The organism is Bradyrhizobium sp. Ghvi (assembly GCF_900115265.1).
In the GTDB taxonomy this organism is placed as follows: domain Bacteria; phylum Pseudomonadota; class Alphaproteobacteria; order Rhizobiales; family Xanthobacteraceae; genus Bradyrhizobium.
In genome coordinates this window covers 62,382-78,553 of the sequence record NZ_FOVU01000012.1, presented here as the reverse complement: position 1 = coordinate 78,553, position 16,172 = coordinate 62,382, and the positions used below count along the sequence as shown (strand labels likewise).

The window sequence follows — 16,172 nt, the reverse complement described above, 5'->3', positions numbered from 1 at the left end:
TCAAGCCCTGGGTCAGTAAAATACGCCTATTCCTCGTCGTTTCCCGGCGTTGGCCGTAACATGAAATGCCCGAAGGCGGAGGCGATCGGCTTGCCCGGATCGTCCTGCCAGGCCCGCGCTTCGAAGGCCACGATTCGCCGGCCCTGCTTCACGATCGAGACATTGGCGATTGTGTCCAGCGCCCGGCCGGAGCGCAGATAATTTATGGTGAGCCCAATGGGCTTTGGCAACGTCACGATGCCGAGCTCGCGCCGCACGCCGAGGATCGCCGTGGTCTCGAGGAAAGCGCCGGTCATGCCGCCATGGATGGCGGGCAGGATCGGGTTGCCGATGATCTTCGGCGAGAACGGCATTGTCAGCGTGCCCTCGTCGTTGATGCGAATGCCGAGGGCGCGCGCGAACGGGCTGGTGGCGAACGGGCCGTACGGATCGTCAGGCGCCTCCAGCGTCGGAATGCTGCGCGCATGCATCTTGCGGTCCGCCAACATGTTGGTGCGGTTGGCGCCGATCATGAAGCAGGCAGTCGCCGTCGCCACCGGATCGTCCTCGGACTCCTGATATGCGGTGGAGCGTACGAAGGCGATCGAGCGGGTGGTGCGGTAGCACACCGAATGCGCTTTGATGGCGAGGCCGGGCGTGGCCGGCTTCTGGTAATCGATGCGCAGGTCGAGCGTTGCGATCGCGCTGGTGCCGTCGAGCGCGAGCTGCACCGCCATGCCGCAGCTCTCGTCCAGCATCGCTGTGACGACGCCGCCATGGAGAACGCCGGTCTCGGTGTCGCCGACGAAGACGGGGCGGTAGGGCAGGCTCGACCAGGCCTCGCCGGGCGCGAACCGGTCGAGCTGAAGCCCGCTGATATGGCCGTAATCGGAACGGCGGCCCTTGATGGCCTCGGCGAGTTCCTCAAAGGAAAGCGTGGTGGATGTGCTGGGCATGACGACGTTTCTAGACCAGTGTCGCGGGCGGCGCAAAACCCCGCACGGCGGCCCTGCAATGCCGGTTTTGCCTCGACACAGCCCGCCGAAGCAACGATGGTGAGCCTCCCACTGCCTGCGAGGAGTATCCCCATGGCCGACCCCGAAGCACCCGTCACCAATCCGGGGCCCGTCACCATTTCCAGCTCGAGCTCGGAGCGGGCGCCGATCATCTATTTCGACGGCGCATCCTGTTTCGGCCATCACAACGGCGCGATCCAGATCGAACTCGCCGCGAACCTTCTGATGCCGGTCGGCGCTGCCGTCAGGGTCGACGTGGTCCAGACCGCACACTTGCGTTGCAGCGTGGCCGCTGCACTGGCGCTGCGTGAAGCGCTCGACAAGGCGTTGGCGATGTACAAGCTGGGCCAACAGCAGCCGCCACCGGAAGACATTCCGGCCGTGAAGAACTGAGGCTCCTGCAGAGCGATCGCATTCTAATACGATCGAAGCTCATCAGCCGACATGCACCGTCGGCTTCTTCCCGCCGTTCCACTTGCCGTCGAGTGCGCGCTCGATCTGGGCGGCGAGTTGCAGCAAGAGGCCGTCATTGGCCTGCTTCGCGATCGCCTGGATGCCGAGCGGCAGGCCGTGATCTTGCGCGGCCATCGGCATCGAGATCGCCGGCATGCCGCAGAGGTTGGCGAGCGGCGTGAAGGCGAAGAAGCGCCAGAGATTGTCGAACCAATCGCGCACATCAGGATTGTCGGAGATCGTGAGGTATTGCTTCGTGCCGACCTTCGGCGTCGGCAGCGCCGTGATCGGCGTCAGGATCACGTCCCACTGCTCGAAGAAGCTGCCGAAGCCGCGCGAGGTCGTGTTGAACACGCCCTGCATCTTCGCGCGCTCGGCGAAGCTGGTGTGGCGGCCGTCCTCCCAGATCCGGATGTTCATGGGCTCGATCAGATCTTCCGGCGGCTTTTCCAGCCCGCGCGCGGCCAGCATGTTGGAGATCACCACCGCGAAATTCGAGATGTAGCAGGTGGTCTGCGCCTCGAAGGCTGCGGGCAGGTCGAGCTCCGGCAAGGCGTAGTCGACGTGGTGGCCGAGGCCTTCGAGGAAGCGTCCGGTCTTCTCCAGCTCGGCGGCGATCTCCGCCGTCGCGGTGTACTCGCCCCAGGTGTGGGACAGCGCGATGCGGAGCTTTCCCGGATCGCGCTTGATCATCTCACTGTAGGGCTGCGCCGTGGTCCAGAACGGCATGAACTCGCCGGGCGCAGGGCCGCGGGCATGATCGACGAACGCCGCGGTGTCGCGCACCGTGCGCGACTGGCAGCCCTGGATCGAGACGAGGCCGGTCAGGTCGGACATGTGCGGCGCCAGCGAGAACACGCCGCGCGACACCTTCAGGCCGATATTGCCGTTGACGCCGGCGGGAATGCGGATCGAGCCGCCGCCGTCGGTCGCATGCGCGATCGGCACCACGCCGGCCGCCACCATCGCGGCGCTGCCGGCCGACGAGCCACAGGTGGTGTAGTCGGTATTCCAGGGATTGCGGGTCACATAGACCGCGGGGTTGTCGGCCGAAGAGCACACGCCGAACTCCGGCGTCGTCGTGCGTCCGATCAAATTGAGTCCTGCCTGGCGGAATTTACCTGTCAGGAATGTATCGGCCGCCGCGCGGTTGCCGCGCATCAGCAGCGAGCCCATCTCCTGGAGCCGGCCCTTCATGGTCGGACCCAGATCCTTCATCAGGAAAGGCAGGCCGGCGAAGGGACCTGAGAGATTGGCGCCATCCTTGGCGGGATCGGCGATCACGTCCTCGAACAGCTCGACCACGCCCGAGAGCGTCGGATTGACCTTGGCAACGGCCGCTGCCGCCTGACGTGCCAATTCCTTCGCCGTCAGCTCGCCCTTGCGGACGCGCGCCGCAAGGCCAACGCCATCGTGCTGCGTCCATTCATTCCAGCTCATCGGCAAAGTCATGCAGTCAGATCCCTCGAGGTGTCGCATCACCTTTTTCGCAAGGGCCGGCATGAATCAACCGAGCCGCCGCGAGGGGCAGGGTTGCACGGAGAGGAGAGGTGGCCGCGCACAGAGCATGATCCGGAAAAGTGTGCAGCGGTTTTCCGGCCAAGATCATGCTCAAACAATAGATTAGAGCGCGATGACGCGCTTTAGGAGAGCCGGGCGATCACCGCAACCGGTCCGCCGCCCGCCGGCCCCTGATGTTCGGCGCCGCCGGAGACGTAGACCGCGCCGGTGCCGGCAAGGCCGGCGATCAGGCCGCCGACGGCCGCGCGGGCATGGCGTGTCGAGCTGATATCGGTGTCTTCGAGCATGGTGTGGCGGAAGCCGCGTACCGTGCCGTCGGGCGAGGCCTCGGCCTTGGCGAAGATGTTGACGAGTTCACGGTTCGCGGCAACTTGCGGTGCGACGCCAAGCCCGACACTCGTCAATGCCGATACCACGGCCGGAGCATCGATCGCATCGCTCATGACGGCATGTCCGATTTCGAAATCGCTCGCGGAGCCTTCCGAATTGCCGAGTACGATGACGACGTTGTGCATCAGCTCGATTCCCGACGAGGTCGACGCCACCTTCGAGAACAGATCATAGCGCCGCAGCACGTCTTCATCGCCGACGTCGGCGGCGATCTCGCCGAGCGCGACGGCCACCCCGAGCGCAGAAGCGCCGCGCGAATACGCCATCGAGCTGTAGGCGCTGCTCGTCGCCGTCTTGTTGCCGCGCGAGGCGGCCGCCTCGACACGCTCGCTGGTCAACAGCGGACATTTGATCTGGACGAAATGGACATCGGCGGTGTCGGTGATGCCCGCATCCGCCATCGCGGCCTTCACCGCCTTGGCGGTCTCGGTGATCTGCGCGGAGCCGCCGAGCTCCTCGGGCAGGAAATCGCGGGTCTGCGCCATGCCTATGCTCAGGCGCTTGCCGGAGAGGCCTGCCGGCCGCTGTTGAACCTCCTGGCGCGTGAACACCGTGATGTGCGGGCTGAGCACGCCCTCGGTACCGCCGGACATCACGAAGGCGATGCGATGCTCGACCTCTTCAGGCGTGAGCTCGAGCTTCGGCGCCAGCGCCGCGCACAGCGCCGCGACGGCATATTCCCGCGTGAAATCGTTGACGCCGCCATTGCCCTCGGTCTTGCCAAGGATCGCCAGGATGGAGGCGGGATCGATCGCGCGGGAGCCTATCATGTTCATCAGGCCGGAGACGTCGCCGGGGCCCTTGGTGGCGATCTTGAAGACGCCGACCGATGTGGTGCGCATGGATGGTCCTCGTGGGCAATTCGATGGTCCGGCGCGCTTAACAGCAGTGGAAGTGGGTTGGAAGTCAAGTGCGGGGGGGCTGCGCGGCATACTCAGTTCGCGTGCCCCGGACGTAGCGCAGCACGAAGTGATGCGCTGCAGATCCGTCAGTACCGCAGTCGTCTGGATCCCGGCTCTGCGCAGCAGCGTTTCACGCTGCAGCGCGTCCGGGACACGAGAGTGCGACATCCCCACGATTGTGGCGAGATGGTATCGATTCAACAAAAAAACCTCTGTCGACGGTGTCCCACCGCACCTTGATGAATCAACCTCGGTTGGTCCATAAGCGGCGTCCCGCGGCCGGATTCCGGTCTGCGTCGCGTGCTTGGGAATACAGAGGAAATCTCGCGTGGCAAATATCAACCAGAAAATTGCGCAGGAGCTTGGGGTACGGGCGGAGCAGGTCGAGGCGGCGGTGACGCTGCTCGACGGCGGCGCCACGGTTCCCTTCATCGCCCGCTACCGCAAGGAAGCGACCGGTGCACTCGACGACGCGCAATTGCGGACCCTGGAGGAACGCCTGGTGTACCTGCGTGAGCTCGAAGACCGCCGCAAGGCGATCCTCGAATCAGTCCGCGAGCAGGGCAAGCTCGATGCCACGCTGGAGGCCTCCATTCTCGCCGCGGACAGCAAGGCGCGCCTGGAAGACATCTACTTGCCGTTCAAGCCGAAGCGCCGCACCAAGGCGGAAGTCGCCAAGGAGGCCGGCCTCGAGCCGCTCGCCGTCAAGCTCATGGCCGAGCCCGGCAACGATCCAAAGGTCGTCGCAGAAGGCTTCATCAACGCCGAGAAGGGCATTGCGGATGCAGCGGCCGCGCTCGACGGCGCCCGCGCCATCCTGGTGGAGCGCTTCGACGAGGACGCCGACCTGATCGGCGCCTTGCGCGAGGACATGTGGACCAATGCGCGCATGGCCTCAAAGGTGCGCGACGGCAAGAAGACCGAGGGCGAGAAATTCGCCGACTATTTCGATTTCTCGGAGCCTCTGACCAAGCTGCCATCGCACCGCATCCTCGCGATGTTCCGCGGCGAAAAGGAAGAGATCCTCGATCTCCAAATCCAGGCCGAGGAAGCGCCGCCCGCCGGCGTGCCGGGCGCCTATGAATTGAAGATCATGAAGCGATTCGGCATCGCCGATCTCAAGCGCCCCGGCGACCGCTGGCTGATCGACACCGTGCGCTGGGCCTGGCGCACCAAGATCCAGGTGCATCTCAACATCGACCTGCGCATGCGGCTGTGGAATGCGGCCGAGACCGAGGCGGTGCGCGTGTTCGCCTCCAACCTGCGCGATCTCCTGCTGGCCGCGCCTGCCGGCACCCGCGTCACCATGGGGCTCGATCCAGGTTACCGCACCGGCGTCAAGGTCGCCGTCGTCGATGCGACCGGCAAGGTGGTCGACACCACTGCGATCTATCCGCACGAGCCGCAACGGCAGTGGAACGAATCGCTGGCGACGCTGGGCCGGCTCGCGATCAAGCATCGCGTCGAGCTGATCGCGATCGGCAACGGCACCGCCTCGCGCGAGACCGACAAGCTTGCGACCGAGCTGGTCAAGGGCCTTCCCGAGCTCAAGATGTCCAAGATCGTGGTGTCGGAAGCGGGCGCCTCGGTCTATTCCGCCTCGGCTTTCGCCTCGGAGGAATTGCCCGGCCTCGACGTCACTCTGCGCGGTGCAGTCTCGATCGCCCGCCGCCTGCAGGATCCGCTTGCCGAGCTCGTCAAGATCGAGCCCAAGGCGATCGGCGTCGGCCAGTATCAGCACGATCTCGGGCAGGCCAAGCTCGCCAAATCGCTCGATGCCGTGGTCGAAGACTGCGTGAACGCGGTCGGCGTCGACGTCAACACGGCGTCCGCGCCCCTGCTGGCGCGCGTGTCGGGCGTCGGCTCGGGCCTTGCGCAGAGCATCGTGGCGCACCGCGACGCCAACGGTCCGTTCAAGTCGCGCAAGGCGCTGAAAGAGGTGCCGAGGTTGGGTCCGAAGGCGTTCGAGCAATGCGCCGGCTTCCTGCGCATCATCGGCGGCGAGGATCCGCTCGATGCCTCCGGCGTGCATCCGGAAGCCTATCCCGTGGTGCGCCGGATTCTCGCGGCGACCAAGAGCGACATCAAGGGGCTGATCGGCTCGAGCGAGATCGTGCGTACGCTGAAGCCGAAGGACTTCGTCGACGAGACCTTCGGTCTGCCGACCGTCACCGACATTTTGAAGGAACTGGAAAAGCCCGGCCGCGATCCGCGTCCGGCGTTCAAGGCCGCGGTGTTCAAGGAGGGCGTCGAGGAGATCAAGGATCTTCAGAAAGGCATGATCCTCGAGGGCACCGTCACCAACGTCGCCGCCTTCGGCGCTTTCGTCGATATCGGCGTGCACCAGGACGGTCTGGTGCACATCTCGGCGATGTCCAAGACCTTCATCAAGGATCCGCGCGAGGTGGTGAAGCCCGGCGACATCGTCAAGGTCAAGGTGCTGGACTTCGAGGTCGCCCGCAAGCGCATCTCATTGACGCTCCGTCTCGACGACGAGGTCGGGCCTAAGAAGGACGCGCCCGGCATGCAACGCGACAACGGCGCGCGCAATCCGGCCCGCATGACCTCGGCGGCCCCGCGCAAGCAGGAATCCTCCGGCGGTGGCGGCGCGCTCGCGGAAGCGATGCGCCGCGCCGCGGAGAAGAACAACGGCAAGCGGGCTTGAAACTGGGGCGGTTCGAGGTAGGGCAGGCTCTACCCACGCCGTCATTGCCAGCGCAGCGACTTGTCCGCCGAAGCCTTGGCGAAGGTGGAAGCAATCCAGAATCTCTCCGCGGGAGCAGTCCGGATTGCTTCGTCGCAAGAGCTCCTCGCAATGACGGGGAGAGAGCTTGATCCTAACTTCCGCGTCAGAATCTGGCGCGCTTGTAAGTTGAAGCGGCCTGTCCCTTCCTCTCTCATCCTCCTGGCGCGGCAGGTCTCGCGCAGCACGGAGGATGCTTCGATGGACAACAGGCTTCTCAAAGGCCTCACTGCGGTGGCAATCGCCGCAGCGATGGCGCTGGCTTCACCAGTGTTCGCCCGCGGAGGTGGCGGCTTTGGTGGCGGCGGTCACGGCGGTGGCGGCTTCGGCGGTGGCGGCTTCGGTGGTGGCGGGCATTTCGGTGGTGGCGGGATGCATGCCGGCGGCATGGGCGGTGGCATGCACTTCGGCGGGATGGGCGGGGCTCATTTCGGTGGCGCGCGCTTCGCCGGTTCGCCGATGGCGGCCCATGCGGCCATCGGGCCGCGCTTTGCAGGTGCACCGCTTGCGACCCGCGCGGCCTTCGGGCCGCGGTTTGCCGGTACGGGCTGGCACGGCAGGCCCTTCATCGGTCGCCATGCCTTCTTCTTCCGACATCATCGCTTCCACCGCTTCGCCTTCTTTGGCGCGCCCTTCTACTACGCCAATTACTACGACGACGGCTGCTGGCGCAGGAGCTGGACACCCTACGGCTGGCAATGGGTCAATGTGTGCGGGGACACCTGGTACTAGCATCGCCGGTCCGCACCATTGTCGCGATCGCCACCGGGTGGTTCCGCTCAGCCCCGGAACGGGATAATCTGGTGGCGATCGTCGCGCGGAGTTTGTCATGACCGGAGGCCACCGCCGCATCCTCGTCGTCGAGGACGATCCGGAAACCGCAGGCCAGCTCGCCGAAGAGCTGACCACATCGGGCTACGACGTCGATCTCGCCGCCACGGGACGCGAAGCGCTCAGCCATGGCGTGGCGCGCGACTATGCCGTGATCACCATCGACCGCATGCTGCCTGATATCGACGGCATCACCGTGATGCGCCAATTACGCGACGACGGCATTGCTTCGCCGTTCCTGATCATCTCCGCGCTCGGCGAAGTCGACGACCGCGTGCGCGGCTTGCGTTCCGGCGGCGACGATTATCTCGTCAAGCCGTTTTCCTTCGTCGAGCTGCTCGCACGGCTCGAAGCGCTCGGCCGCCGCAGCGAGACCATCGCCAAGGAAACCATCCTGCGTGTCGGCGATCTCGCCATCGACCTGATCGCGCGCAATGCCAGCCGCCGCGGCCGCAAGATTCCGCTGCTGCCGCGCGAGTTCCAGCTGCTCGAATACCTCGTCCGCAACGAGGGCCGCGTCGTCTCCCGCGCGATGCTGCTCCAGCACGTCTGGGATCTGCATTTCGATCCCTCCACCAACATCATCGACGTCTATGTCGGACGCGTCCGCCGCAAGGTCGACGATGCCCAAGCCTATCCGCTGATTCATACCATCCGCGGCATCGGATATTGCCTCCGTGCTCCTGGCTGACACGCTTCGCTCCTCGACCTTCCGACTGGCGCTGATCGCAATCGCGATCTTCGGCCTGATCGTCGCGGCGATCCTGGCCTACGTCTATTTCGGCACACTCGCTTATGTGCGGAGCCGGGTCGGCGACGCTGGCGACCACAGCGGCTTCACGGCGATGCTCGAGCTGGCGATGATCGCAGTTGCCGTGCTGCTGGTGGTGGTATCGGGCGTCGCCGCCGTGCTGGTGACGCGGCGCACGGTCGGGCGGATCGAGGAGATCAATGCCACCAGCCGCGCCATCATGCTCTCGGGCCTCGACCGCCGCATTCCCCTGCGCGGCAGCCATGACGAATGGGACCGCGTCGCCGAAAACCTCAACCAGATGCTCGACCGCATCGAGACGCTGATGGGCGAGGTCAAGCAAGTCAGCGACAATGTCGCCCACGATCTGCGCACGCCACTGACTCGCATGCGGGGCCGGCTGGAAAAAGCCTATCACGTCCCGCGCGACGGCGAGTCCGACGCCGCGCTGATCGGCGATACCATCGCCGATCTCGACGCCGTGCTCGGCATGTTTGCTTCCATCACGCGGATTTCGGAGATCGAGACCCGTGCCCGCCGCAGCGCTTTTCGCGCGCTCAACCTCGCCGAGATCGCCGGCGAAGTCGTCGAGCTCTACGATGCTGCCGCAGAGCAGGTCGCAACGCGCCTGAGCCTCACCGGCGACCGCGAGGTCGCGGTGACAGGCGATCGCGACCTGTTGTTCGATGCCATCGCCAACCTCGTCGACAACGCGATCAAGCACGGCCGTCCCGGCGGAAAGGTCACCGTGAGCTGTCGCAATGCCGGCAATCACGCAACGATTGCCATCGCCGACGATGGTCCGGGCATCGCCGCCGACCAGCACGATCACGTGTTCAAGCGCTTCTACCGGCTCGAGCAGAGCCGCTATACGCCCGGCAACGGCCTCGGCCTGAGCCTGGTGGCGGCGGTATCGCGCCTGCACGGCGCCGAGATCGCGCTGCGTGACAATGCGCCGGGCCTGACGATCCAGCTCAGCTTCCCAAATGCGCTATAGCTCGATCACGCCGCGGCGCGCCGCATGCGCGACCGCATCGGTGCGGCCGGTCGCATCCAGCTTGTCGAGCAGCGAGCCGACGTGGAACTTCACCGTGTGCACGGAAATGTTGAGCTGGCGCGCGATCATCTTGTTGGAGGCGCCTTCCGCCATCAGCGCCAGCACGTCGAGCTCGCGCTGCGTCAGGGGAATGTCCTCCGGCATGACGCGCGGATCGCGCGCGACGATGGTTGCATTGGCTGTCTCCCCGGGCGCCGCAAGGCGGAGCCCCGCGACATTGCCGAGCAACGTCGCGAGGCGGTCGGCGAGGGCGGGATCGTCGATCTCCAGCGACAGCACGATGTCAGGCGTGGTGTCCTCGCTCACGCCTCCGGCCTCTCGCCGATCGTGACCTTGAAGCTGACAGGCTCGCCGCCACGGCGGACCGCGACATCGACCACCGTGCCGACGCTTGCAGGCCCCAGCGTTCGCGACAGCGCGCGGACACCAGAGAGCTTCTGGTCGTTGACCGCGACGATCACGTCGCCCTGGCGGATGCCGGCCGTGGCCGCCGGACCTGCCTTGTCGACTTTCATCACCATTGCGCCGAGGCCGTCGTCGAGCCGCAGCGGCTGCAGCCCGAGCCCGAGATATCCGCGGGCAATGCGGCCGCGGTTCTCGAGTTGGGCTGCCACGCGCTCGATCGTCGCGGTCGGGATCACCAGCACCCGCCGCGGCCCGAGCACCGCCATGCCGAAGGGCTCGCCCGAGGCATCGAGCGCAAGGCCGCCCTCCTGGCTCGGACGCAGGCGAACATCGAGCTCGATCCGCGCATCGATCTCGCCGCCGCGCAGGGAGCGCCAGCCCGTGCCGGAGACCGACACCATCCCGAGCGCCGCGCTCGGGGCGTCGCGATTGGTGGCCACCACGACCGACAGCGTGCCGAGGGCAGGGACGCCCGCGGCCATCTTAAGCGGGGCAAGGGCGGTATCCGCGCGCAGCAGCGCGATGTCAGTGGTATGGTCGCGGCCGGCGACCGTTGCGGCAACCGTGCTGCCGTCGGCAAGCACGATCTGGACGTCGCCCTCGTCGGCCAGGGCCTCGTCGGCGGTGACGATCAGGCCTGCCTTCCAGACGAAGCCGGTCGAGCGGGCGCGATGCGAGTGCACGGACACAACGGAGGGCGCGATCCGCGCCACGACATCCGCAAGCGCGGACGATAGAGAGGCAAGAGGAGTGAGGTCGGTCATGGAAAGCTCCTGTAAGCTGTCCACAATCTGGGATATTACGGCCGATTGCGAAACTGGCCGGGTGGCCAGTCTTCCCGGGCCACAGCCGACGAACACGTGTTGGGGAGCGGTTCACGGGAACGTGTAGCCGCACGCCGGTGCAGCTGCTCAAGCTGTGAGCGGCAGCTCAGAGCTCGCGATAGGCTCGCTCGCCGGTTTCGGGCCGCATGAACACCGCGACTCGCTTGTTGGTCTCGGGATCGATGAAGCGCTCGCCGGTATCGACCCAACCGGGTCCGAGCGACTGCTTCGAAGCCGGCTTGTAGCGGGTGTCGTAGATGTAGCTCGCGATCAGACCGATTCCAACGAATGTCACCGGCACGCCGAACGGAAAGAAGTGGCCGACCGCGAGCAGCAGGATCGCGATCACAAGCGCGGCGATACCGATCGGCAGCGACATGCTAATGCGCGGGTTCGATGACGACGGCCGTTCCGTAGGCGACGATCTCGCTCATGGTCTGGCCGATCTCGGCGGAATCGAACCGCATCATCACGATCGCATTGGCGCCCATCGCGGTGGCGTTCTCGACCAGACGATCGATGGCGTGGCGGCGCGCGTCCTCCAGCAGCCTCGTATATTCCGGAATCTCGCCGCCGACGATCGAGCGCAGGCCGGCGACGATGTTGCCGCCCAGTCCGCGGCTGCGGACGACAATCCCAAAACACTGGCCCAGCGTCCGGACCACGCGGTGGTTCGCGACATTCTCGGTGGTGACGATCAACATGGGGTTTCCTGCCTGGTTGCACGCCACCATTAGTCCTGTCCGGGAAGGAACGGTTCATTGGCGCCTATCCTCAGGATATCATCAATGCCGTCTCGCCGTACCCAGGACGTTGTCCCAGCGGTACGAATAGCCAACGCCGACGATGTAATCCGGCGAATTCCTGTTGAGGCCGAACGCCACGTGGAAATCGATCTGCTCGGTCCGGTTCAAGAGATAGCCGCCGCCTACATTGAACAGTGCCGTGATCGCCCCGCGCGATGGATAGTCGCCGACATATTCGGCAAACAGCTCCAGCTCGTCGTTGACCTTCCGCTCGATCGCGAAGGTCGCCTCGCTGGTCTGGCGGTTAGCGAGATCCGACGGCTTGAAGAAGCTGGTAAACATGCCGCTGATGCCCCAGCCGCCGCCGAGCTCATAGGACCAGGGGAATTGCAGATAGGGCTGAAGGCCTGTGCCTGATATCGCGGGCGTGCCGGTCGGTAGGCCAAGGCCTGCTACCAACGAGAGGTTTGCCGGTTCAGGCAGTCCGCTGATCTGCCATTTCACGCCGGGGGTCACGTTGGTGAAACCGGTGTCGATCGGGCCGGCCAGCCGCCCCACATAGCTCGGCACATCAATCAGCACTTCGAGGCACGGCGCGAGGCCGAAACGGAGGCGACTGTTGCTGCCGTCGAATCCCTTCGCCGCGCTCTGGCCGGACGTGTTGACGCCGTTCTCGATCTGGATGCTGCCGTCAGGCACGACCAGGCTTGAATTGGTCACGTCAGGCCGATCGGTCGCGATCTCCGATTGCGGCGAGGGGCATTCACCGGCCGCAGCCATGCCGGGGCACATCGCAACGGCGAGGAGGCCAACGCAACGCAAAAAAGCCCGCCAACGATGCAGGACAAGTCCCAAAACCACAAATACGCTCTTCGATGGCCGATCGCTTGCTGGCAATTAGACCCCATGGTAGCACGCACCGGATCGCACGCCTGCCAGACAAGACTAATCTCCTCCGGACTTTATTCCCGACATGACCGATTTTCGCGGCGTCTTTCCTTATCTCGTCTCCCCTGTCGACACCGACGGTACAGTGCGGACGAACGTGCTTGCCAAGCTCTGTGACGATCTGATCGGCGCTGGCGTGCACGGCCTGACGCCGCTCGGCTCGACCGGCGAGTTCGCCTATCTCAATGCCGCGCAGCGCATGGCGATCGTGCAGACCACGATCGAGGCCGCGAAAGGCCGTGTGCCCGTGGTGGCGGGCGTCGCGTCCACCTCGACCGCCGACGCGGTGGCGCAGGCGCGAGCCTATCAGAAGCTCGGCGCCAACGGCATTCTGGCGATCCTCGAGGCCTACTTCCCACTCACGGATGCCCAGGTCGAATCCTACTTCCGCAGCATCGCCGACGCCGTCGACATTCCGGTCGTGATCTACACCAATCCGCAATTCCAGCGATCGGACCTGACCCTCGACGTCATTGCGCGCCTCGCCGAGCATCCGCGCATCGGCTATATCAAGGATGCCTCGACCAATACGGGCCGGCTGCTCTCGATCATGAACCGCTGCGGCGATTCCTTGCGCGTGTTCTCCGCCTCCGCCCATATCCCTGTTGCGGTGATGCTGATCGGCGGGCTCGGCTGGATGGCGGGACCGGCCTGCATCATCCCTCGCCAGAGCGTCAAGCTCTACGACCTCTGCCGGGCCGGCCGCTGGGACGAGGCCATGGCGCTTCAGCGCAAGCTGTGGCGCATCAACGAGGCCTTCGCCCGCTTCAACCTCGCGGCCTGCATCAAGGCCGGCCTTGCCATCCAGGGCTATGACGTCGGCGATCCCGTCCCGCCGCAGGCGCCGCTGACGGCGGATGCGCGCAAGGTGGTGGAAGCAGCGCTCAAAGAGCTGGCCTGAGCTGTCATTCCGGGGCGTCCGAGGGACGAACCCGGAATCTCGAGATTCCGGGTCCGGTCCTTTGGAGCGCCCCGGAATGACGATCCTGAAATCGGCATGACGAAATCGTAGGTATCCCGCCCGAAACCGCGGCTGGTCTGACCCCAATTGGTCCGCTAAAAGGCTGCCCGCATTTAAGACCTCGAGGACCCAGCGGAATGAACATTCTTCCCGGCAATTTGCGTTTCGGAGCGGGCCAGCCCGTCAAGCGTTTGGAAGACCAGCGGCTGCTCACCGGGAAGGGGCAATTCATCGACGACAAGCCGCAAGACGGCGCGCTGTGGTTGCACGTGCTGCGCTCGCCGCATGCGCATGCGAAGATCGTATCGATCGACACCAGCGTGGCCGCGTCGATGCCTGCTGTCACCGCGATCTACACTGGCGCTGATCTCGTCAAGGACGACATCGGCGCGATTCCGACGTTGAGCATCTTCAAGCGTCCGGACGGCAAGCCGATGACGGTGCCGCCGCGCCGGTTGCTCGCGCATGAGGTGGTGCGCTATGCCGGCGAAGCCGTTGCGGCTGTGGTCGCCTCGTCGCGTGCCGACGCGCAGAGCGCCGCCGAGGCGATCGTCGTCGAGTATGACGTGCAGCCCGCTGTGGTCGATCCGGTCGAGGCCGTCAAACCCGGCGCGCCATTGGTGTGGCCGGAGGCGCCCGACAACATTGTCGGAGCGATGAGCTATGGCGATGCCGCCAGGGTGGATGAGGCCTTCGCCAAGGCCGCACACACGGTCGAGCTTGATCTCGTCAGCCAGCGCCTCGTTCCTTCCGCGATGGAGCCGCGCTCGACCATTGCCGAGATCGACAACAAGACGGGCCGTCTCTTGCTGCATGTGCAGTCGCAGACGCCAGCCTCGACCCGCGATGTGCTCGCGGAGGCCGTGCTGAAGCGTCCCAAGGACAGCGTGCGCGTCCTGGTCGGCGATATCGGCGGTGGCTTCGGCCAGAAGACCAATCTTTATCCCGAGGACGGCATCGTCGCCTACGCCGCGACCAAGCTGAACAAGAAGATCCGTTGGCGCGGCGACCGCACCGACGAATTCGTCGGCGGCACCCACGGCCGCGACCTGACCTCGACCGCGTCCTTCGCGCTGGACGAGAAGGGCAAGGTGCTCGCTTATCGTGTCAGCTCGATCGGCTGCACCGGTGCGTACTCCTCGGGCGCGGGCAACATCATTCCGCTGGTGCTTGGACCGTTCGTGCAGACCGGCGTCTATGACCTGCCGCTGGTGCATTTCGAGGTGAAGTCGGTGATGACCCACACCGCCCCGGTCGGCGCCTATCGCGGCGCGGGCCGGCCCGAAGCCGTCTTCATCGTCGAGCGCCTGTTCGACGCGGCCGCGCGAAAGATCGGCATGGATCCGCGAGCGATCCGCAAAGCGAACTACATCAAGCCGGCGCAGCTGCCCTACACCAACGCGGCCGGGCAGGTGTACGATTCCGGCGCCTTCGCCCATATGCTCGATCGCGCTGTGAAGCTCGCCGATTGGGACGGTTTTGCCGCGCGCAAGAAGGCGGCGAAGAAGAAGGGCCTGCTCTACGGCCGCGGCCTCACCTCCTACATCGAATGGACCGGCGGCCGTGCCCATACCGAGAAGGTCACTCTGCAAGCGACGGCACAGGGCCGCGTCGTGCTGCATTCCGGCACCATGGCGATGGGGCAGGGGCTGCAGACCACCTACACGCAGATGATCTCTGACACCCTCGGCATTCCCATGGACAAGATCGACGTCGTGCAGGGCGACACGGATCTCGCCATGGGTTTCGGCAGCGTCGGCTCGCGCTCGCTGTTTGTCGGCGGCACGGCGGTCGCAGTCTCCTCCAATGACCTGATCCAGAAGGCGCGCGAGAAGGCGGCTGATGTGCTGGAGACCGCGGTCGAGGACATCGAGTATCAGGGCGGTATGCTCACCGTGGTCGGCACCGACCGCCGCATCAGCCTGTTCGATCTGGCCGAGAAGGAGAGCGGCGCCAAGCTCAGCGTCGATTCCGAAGGCGAGGTGGATGGCCCGAGCTGGCCGAACGGCACGCATATCTGCGAGGTCGAAATCGATCCGGAGACCGGCGTGTCCAAGGTCGTGCGCTACACCACCGTCGACGACGTCGGCGTTGCCGTGAACCCGATGCTGGTCACGGGCCAGATTCATGGTGGCGTTGCGCAGGGCATCGGCCAGGCGCTGTACGAAGGCGTCTCCTACGACGCCGACGGTCAGCTCCTCACCGCGAGCTATCAGGATTACTGCATCCCGCGCGCCGACGATGTGCCTCCGATCGTGGTGACGCTGGACGACTCCGCGCCCTGCCGCACCAATCCGCTCGGCGCCAAGGGCTGCGGCGAATCCGGCGCCATCGGCGGCCCTCCTTGCGTCACCAACGGCGTGATGGACGCGCTCGCCGAACTCGGCATCACCCAGCTGAACACGCCGCTGACGCCGCAGAAGGTCTGGCAGGCGATCAGGGACGCGAAGGCTGTCTAAGTACAGTCTCCGCTCTCACAAAAAGACCAACTGTCGTCCCGGCGCGCAACGCGCGAACCCGGGATCCATAACAACAGGGAGTGGTTTGGTGCGAAGCTGCTAACTCCGAGTCCCCGCAACCACCACTCCCTGTGGTTATCGGTCCCCGCCTTCGCGGGGACGACAGCGGAGGGTGTCGCGCCAGTG

At 65.5% G+C, this 16,172-nt stretch carries 15 protein-coding genes; 7 read left to right on the top strand and 8 right to left on the bottom strand.

Annotated features, from left to right (window positions below; all coding sequences use genetic code 11):
- Window positions 1-26: 26 nt before the first annotated feature.
- A complete protein-coding gene (locus BM374_RS31570; RefSeq protein WP_092301919.1) occupies window positions 27-935 on the bottom strand; it encodes a PaaI family thioesterase in 909 nt (302 codons plus the stop codon).
- Between the two features lie 132 nt (window positions 936-1,067).
- On the opposite strand from BM374_RS31570, the gene BM374_RS31565 reads away from it, so the two are divergent.
- Window positions 1,068-1,388 carry a hypothetical protein gene (locus tag BM374_RS31565; RefSeq protein WP_092301916.1) on the top strand — a complete coding sequence of 107 codons (321 nt, stop codon included), beginning with the start codon at window positions 1,068-1,070 and terminating at the stop codon, window positions 1,386-1,388.
- 42 nt (window positions 1,389-1,430) lie between these two features.
- Here the strand turns inward: BM374_RS31565 and BM374_RS31560 are convergent, their stop codons facing one another.
- On the bottom strand, window positions 1,431-2,900 hold the full coding sequence (locus BM374_RS31560) for an amidase (RefSeq protein ID WP_177248669.1): 1,470 nt from the start codon (window positions 2,898-2,900) through the stop codon (window positions 1,431-1,433).
- Window positions 2,901-3,091: 191 nt separating this feature from the next.
- On the bottom strand, window positions 3,092-4,201 hold the full coding sequence (gene atzD / locus BM374_RS31555; RefSeq protein WP_092301910.1) for a cyanuric acid amidohydrolase: 1,110 nt from the start codon (window positions 4,199-4,201) through the stop codon (window positions 3,092-3,094).
- A 388-nt stretch (window positions 4,202-4,589) separates the two neighbouring features.
- Between atzD and BM374_RS31550 the strand changes: the two genes are divergently transcribed.
- The 4 genes from BM374_RS31550 to BM374_RS31535 all read left to right on the top strand — a co-directional run bounded on the left by BM374_RS31550 (window position 4,590) and on the right by BM374_RS31535 (window position 9,583).
- Window positions 4,590-6,926 carry a Tex family protein gene (locus BM374_RS31550; protein ID WP_177248668.1) on the top strand — a complete coding sequence of 779 codons (2,337 nt, stop codon included), beginning with the start codon at window positions 4,590-4,592 and terminating at the stop codon, window positions 6,924-6,926.
- Between the two features lie 279 nt (window positions 6,927-7,205).
- Window positions 7,206-7,736 (top strand): hypothetical protein, encoded by a 531-nt coding sequence (locus BM374_RS31545; protein ID WP_092302128.1) that lies wholly within the window; start codon window positions 7,206-7,208, stop codon window positions 7,734-7,736.
- A gap of 97 nt (window positions 7,737-7,833) precedes the next feature.
- Window positions 7,834-8,526 carry a response regulator transcription factor gene (locus tag BM374_RS31540; protein ID WP_092301904.1) on the top strand — a complete coding sequence of 231 codons (693 nt, stop codon included), beginning with the start codon at window positions 7,834-7,836 and terminating at the stop codon, window positions 8,524-8,526.
- On the top strand, window positions 8,513-9,583 hold the full coding sequence (locus BM374_RS31535; RefSeq protein ID WP_092301900.1) for a sensor histidine kinase: 1,071 nt from the start codon (window positions 8,513-8,515) through the stop codon (window positions 9,581-9,583). Before BM374_RS31540 ends, BM374_RS31535 begins: the two co-directional genes overlap by 14 nt.
- Here the strand turns inward: BM374_RS31535 and BM374_RS31530 are convergent.
- The 5 genes from BM374_RS31530 to BM374_RS31510 form a co-directional block, all read right to left on the bottom strand.
- Window positions 9,578-9,949 carry a response regulator transcription factor gene (locus BM374_RS31530; protein ID WP_092301897.1) on the bottom strand — a complete coding sequence of 124 codons (372 nt, stop codon included), beginning with the start codon at window positions 9,947-9,949 and terminating at the stop codon, window positions 9,578-9,580. The two genes, BM374_RS31535 and BM374_RS31530, sit on opposite strands and share 6 nt — an antisense overlap.
- Window positions 9,946-10,812, bottom strand: coding sequence for a S1C family serine protease (locus BM374_RS31525; RefSeq protein ID WP_092301894.1), 867 nt, complete (start codon window positions 10,810-10,812; stop codon window positions 9,946-9,948). The genes BM374_RS31530 and BM374_RS31525 overlap by 4 nt, the downstream gene beginning before the upstream one ends.
- Window positions 10,813-10,978: 166 nt before the next feature.
- The gene (locus BM374_RS31520; protein ID WP_092301891.1) at window positions 10,979-11,251 is read right to left on the bottom strand and encodes a hypothetical protein; all 273 of its coding nucleotides are present in this window, start codon (window positions 11,249-11,251) and stop codon (window positions 10,979-10,981) included.
- 1 nt (window position 11,252) lies between these two features.
- Window positions 11,253-11,576 carry a YbjQ family protein gene (locus BM374_RS31515; RefSeq protein WP_092301888.1) on the bottom strand — a complete coding sequence of 108 codons (324 nt, stop codon included), beginning with the start codon at window positions 11,574-11,576 and terminating at the stop codon, window positions 11,253-11,255.
- A gap of 81 nt (window positions 11,577-11,657) precedes the next feature.
- Window positions 11,658-12,398, bottom strand: coding sequence for a transporter (locus BM374_RS31510; RefSeq protein ID WP_177248667.1), 741 nt, complete (start codon window positions 12,396-12,398; stop codon window positions 11,658-11,660).
- Window positions 12,399-12,591: 193 nt separating this feature from the next.
- Here BM374_RS31510 and BM374_RS31505 point away from each other — a divergent pair, with 193 nt between their 5' ends.
- Both BM374_RS31505 and BM374_RS31500 read left to right on the top strand, forming a co-directional pair.
- Window positions 12,592-13,467 (top strand): dihydrodipicolinate synthase family protein, encoded by an 876-nt coding sequence (locus BM374_RS31505; protein WP_092301882.1) that lies wholly within the window; start codon window positions 12,592-12,594, stop codon window positions 13,465-13,467.
- A gap of 197 nt (window positions 13,468-13,664) precedes the next feature.
- On the top strand, window positions 13,665-15,986 hold the full coding sequence (locus BM374_RS31500; RefSeq protein ID WP_092301879.1) for a xanthine dehydrogenase family protein molybdopterin-binding subunit: 2,322 nt from the start codon (window positions 13,665-13,667) through the stop codon (window positions 15,984-15,986).
- Window positions 15,987-16,172 lie beyond the last annotated feature (186 nt).

What these genes read in the sequence shown, in the direction of transcription:
- BM374_RS31570 (WP_092301919.1), bottom strand. Translation starts at nt 935, where the DNA reads ATGCCCAGCACATCCACCACGCTTTCCTTTGAGGAACTCGCCGAGGCC.
- BM374_RS31565 (WP_092301916.1), top strand. Translation starts at nt 1,068, where the DNA reads ATGGCCGACCCCGAAGCACCCGTCACCAATCCGGGGCCCGTCACCATT.
- BM374_RS31560 (WP_177248669.1), bottom strand. Translation starts at nt 2,900, where the DNA reads ATGACTTTGCCGATGAGCTGGAATGAATGGACGCAGCACGATGGCGTT.
- atzD (WP_092301910.1), bottom strand. Translation starts at nt 4,201, where the DNA reads ATGCGCACCACATCGGTCGGCGTCTTCAAGATCGCCACCAAGGGCCCC.
- BM374_RS31545 (WP_092302128.1), top strand. Translation starts at nt 7,206, where the DNA reads ATGGACAACAGGCTTCTCAAAGGCCTCACTGCGGTGGCAATCGCCGCA.
- BM374_RS31540 (WP_092301904.1), top strand. Translation starts at nt 7,834, where the DNA reads ATGACCGGAGGCCACCGCCGCATCCTCGTCGTCGAGGACGATCCGGAA.
- BM374_RS31525 (WP_092301894.1), bottom strand. Translation starts at nt 10,812, where the DNA reads ATGACCGACCTCACTCCTCTTGCCTCTCTATCGTCCGCGCTTGCGGAT.
- BM374_RS31520 (WP_092301891.1), bottom strand. Translation starts at nt 11,251, where the DNA reads ATGTCGCTGCCGATCGGTATCGCCGCGCTTGTGATCGCGATCCTGCTG.
- BM374_RS31515 (WP_092301888.1), bottom strand. Translation starts at nt 11,576, where the DNA reads ATGTTGATCGTCACCACCGAGAATGTCGCGAACCACCGCGTGGTCCGG.
- BM374_RS31510 (WP_177248667.1), bottom strand. Translation starts at nt 12,398, where the DNA reads ATGGCTGCGGCCGGTGAATGCCCCTCGCCGCAATCGGAGATCGCGACC.
- BM374_RS31505 (WP_092301882.1), top strand. Translation starts at nt 12,592, where the DNA reads ATGACCGATTTTCGCGGCGTCTTTCCTTATCTCGTCTCCCCTGTCGAC.
- BM374_RS31500 (WP_092301879.1), top strand. Translation starts at nt 13,665, where the DNA reads ATGAACATTCTTCCCGGCAATTTGCGTTTCGGAGCGGGCCAGCCCGTC.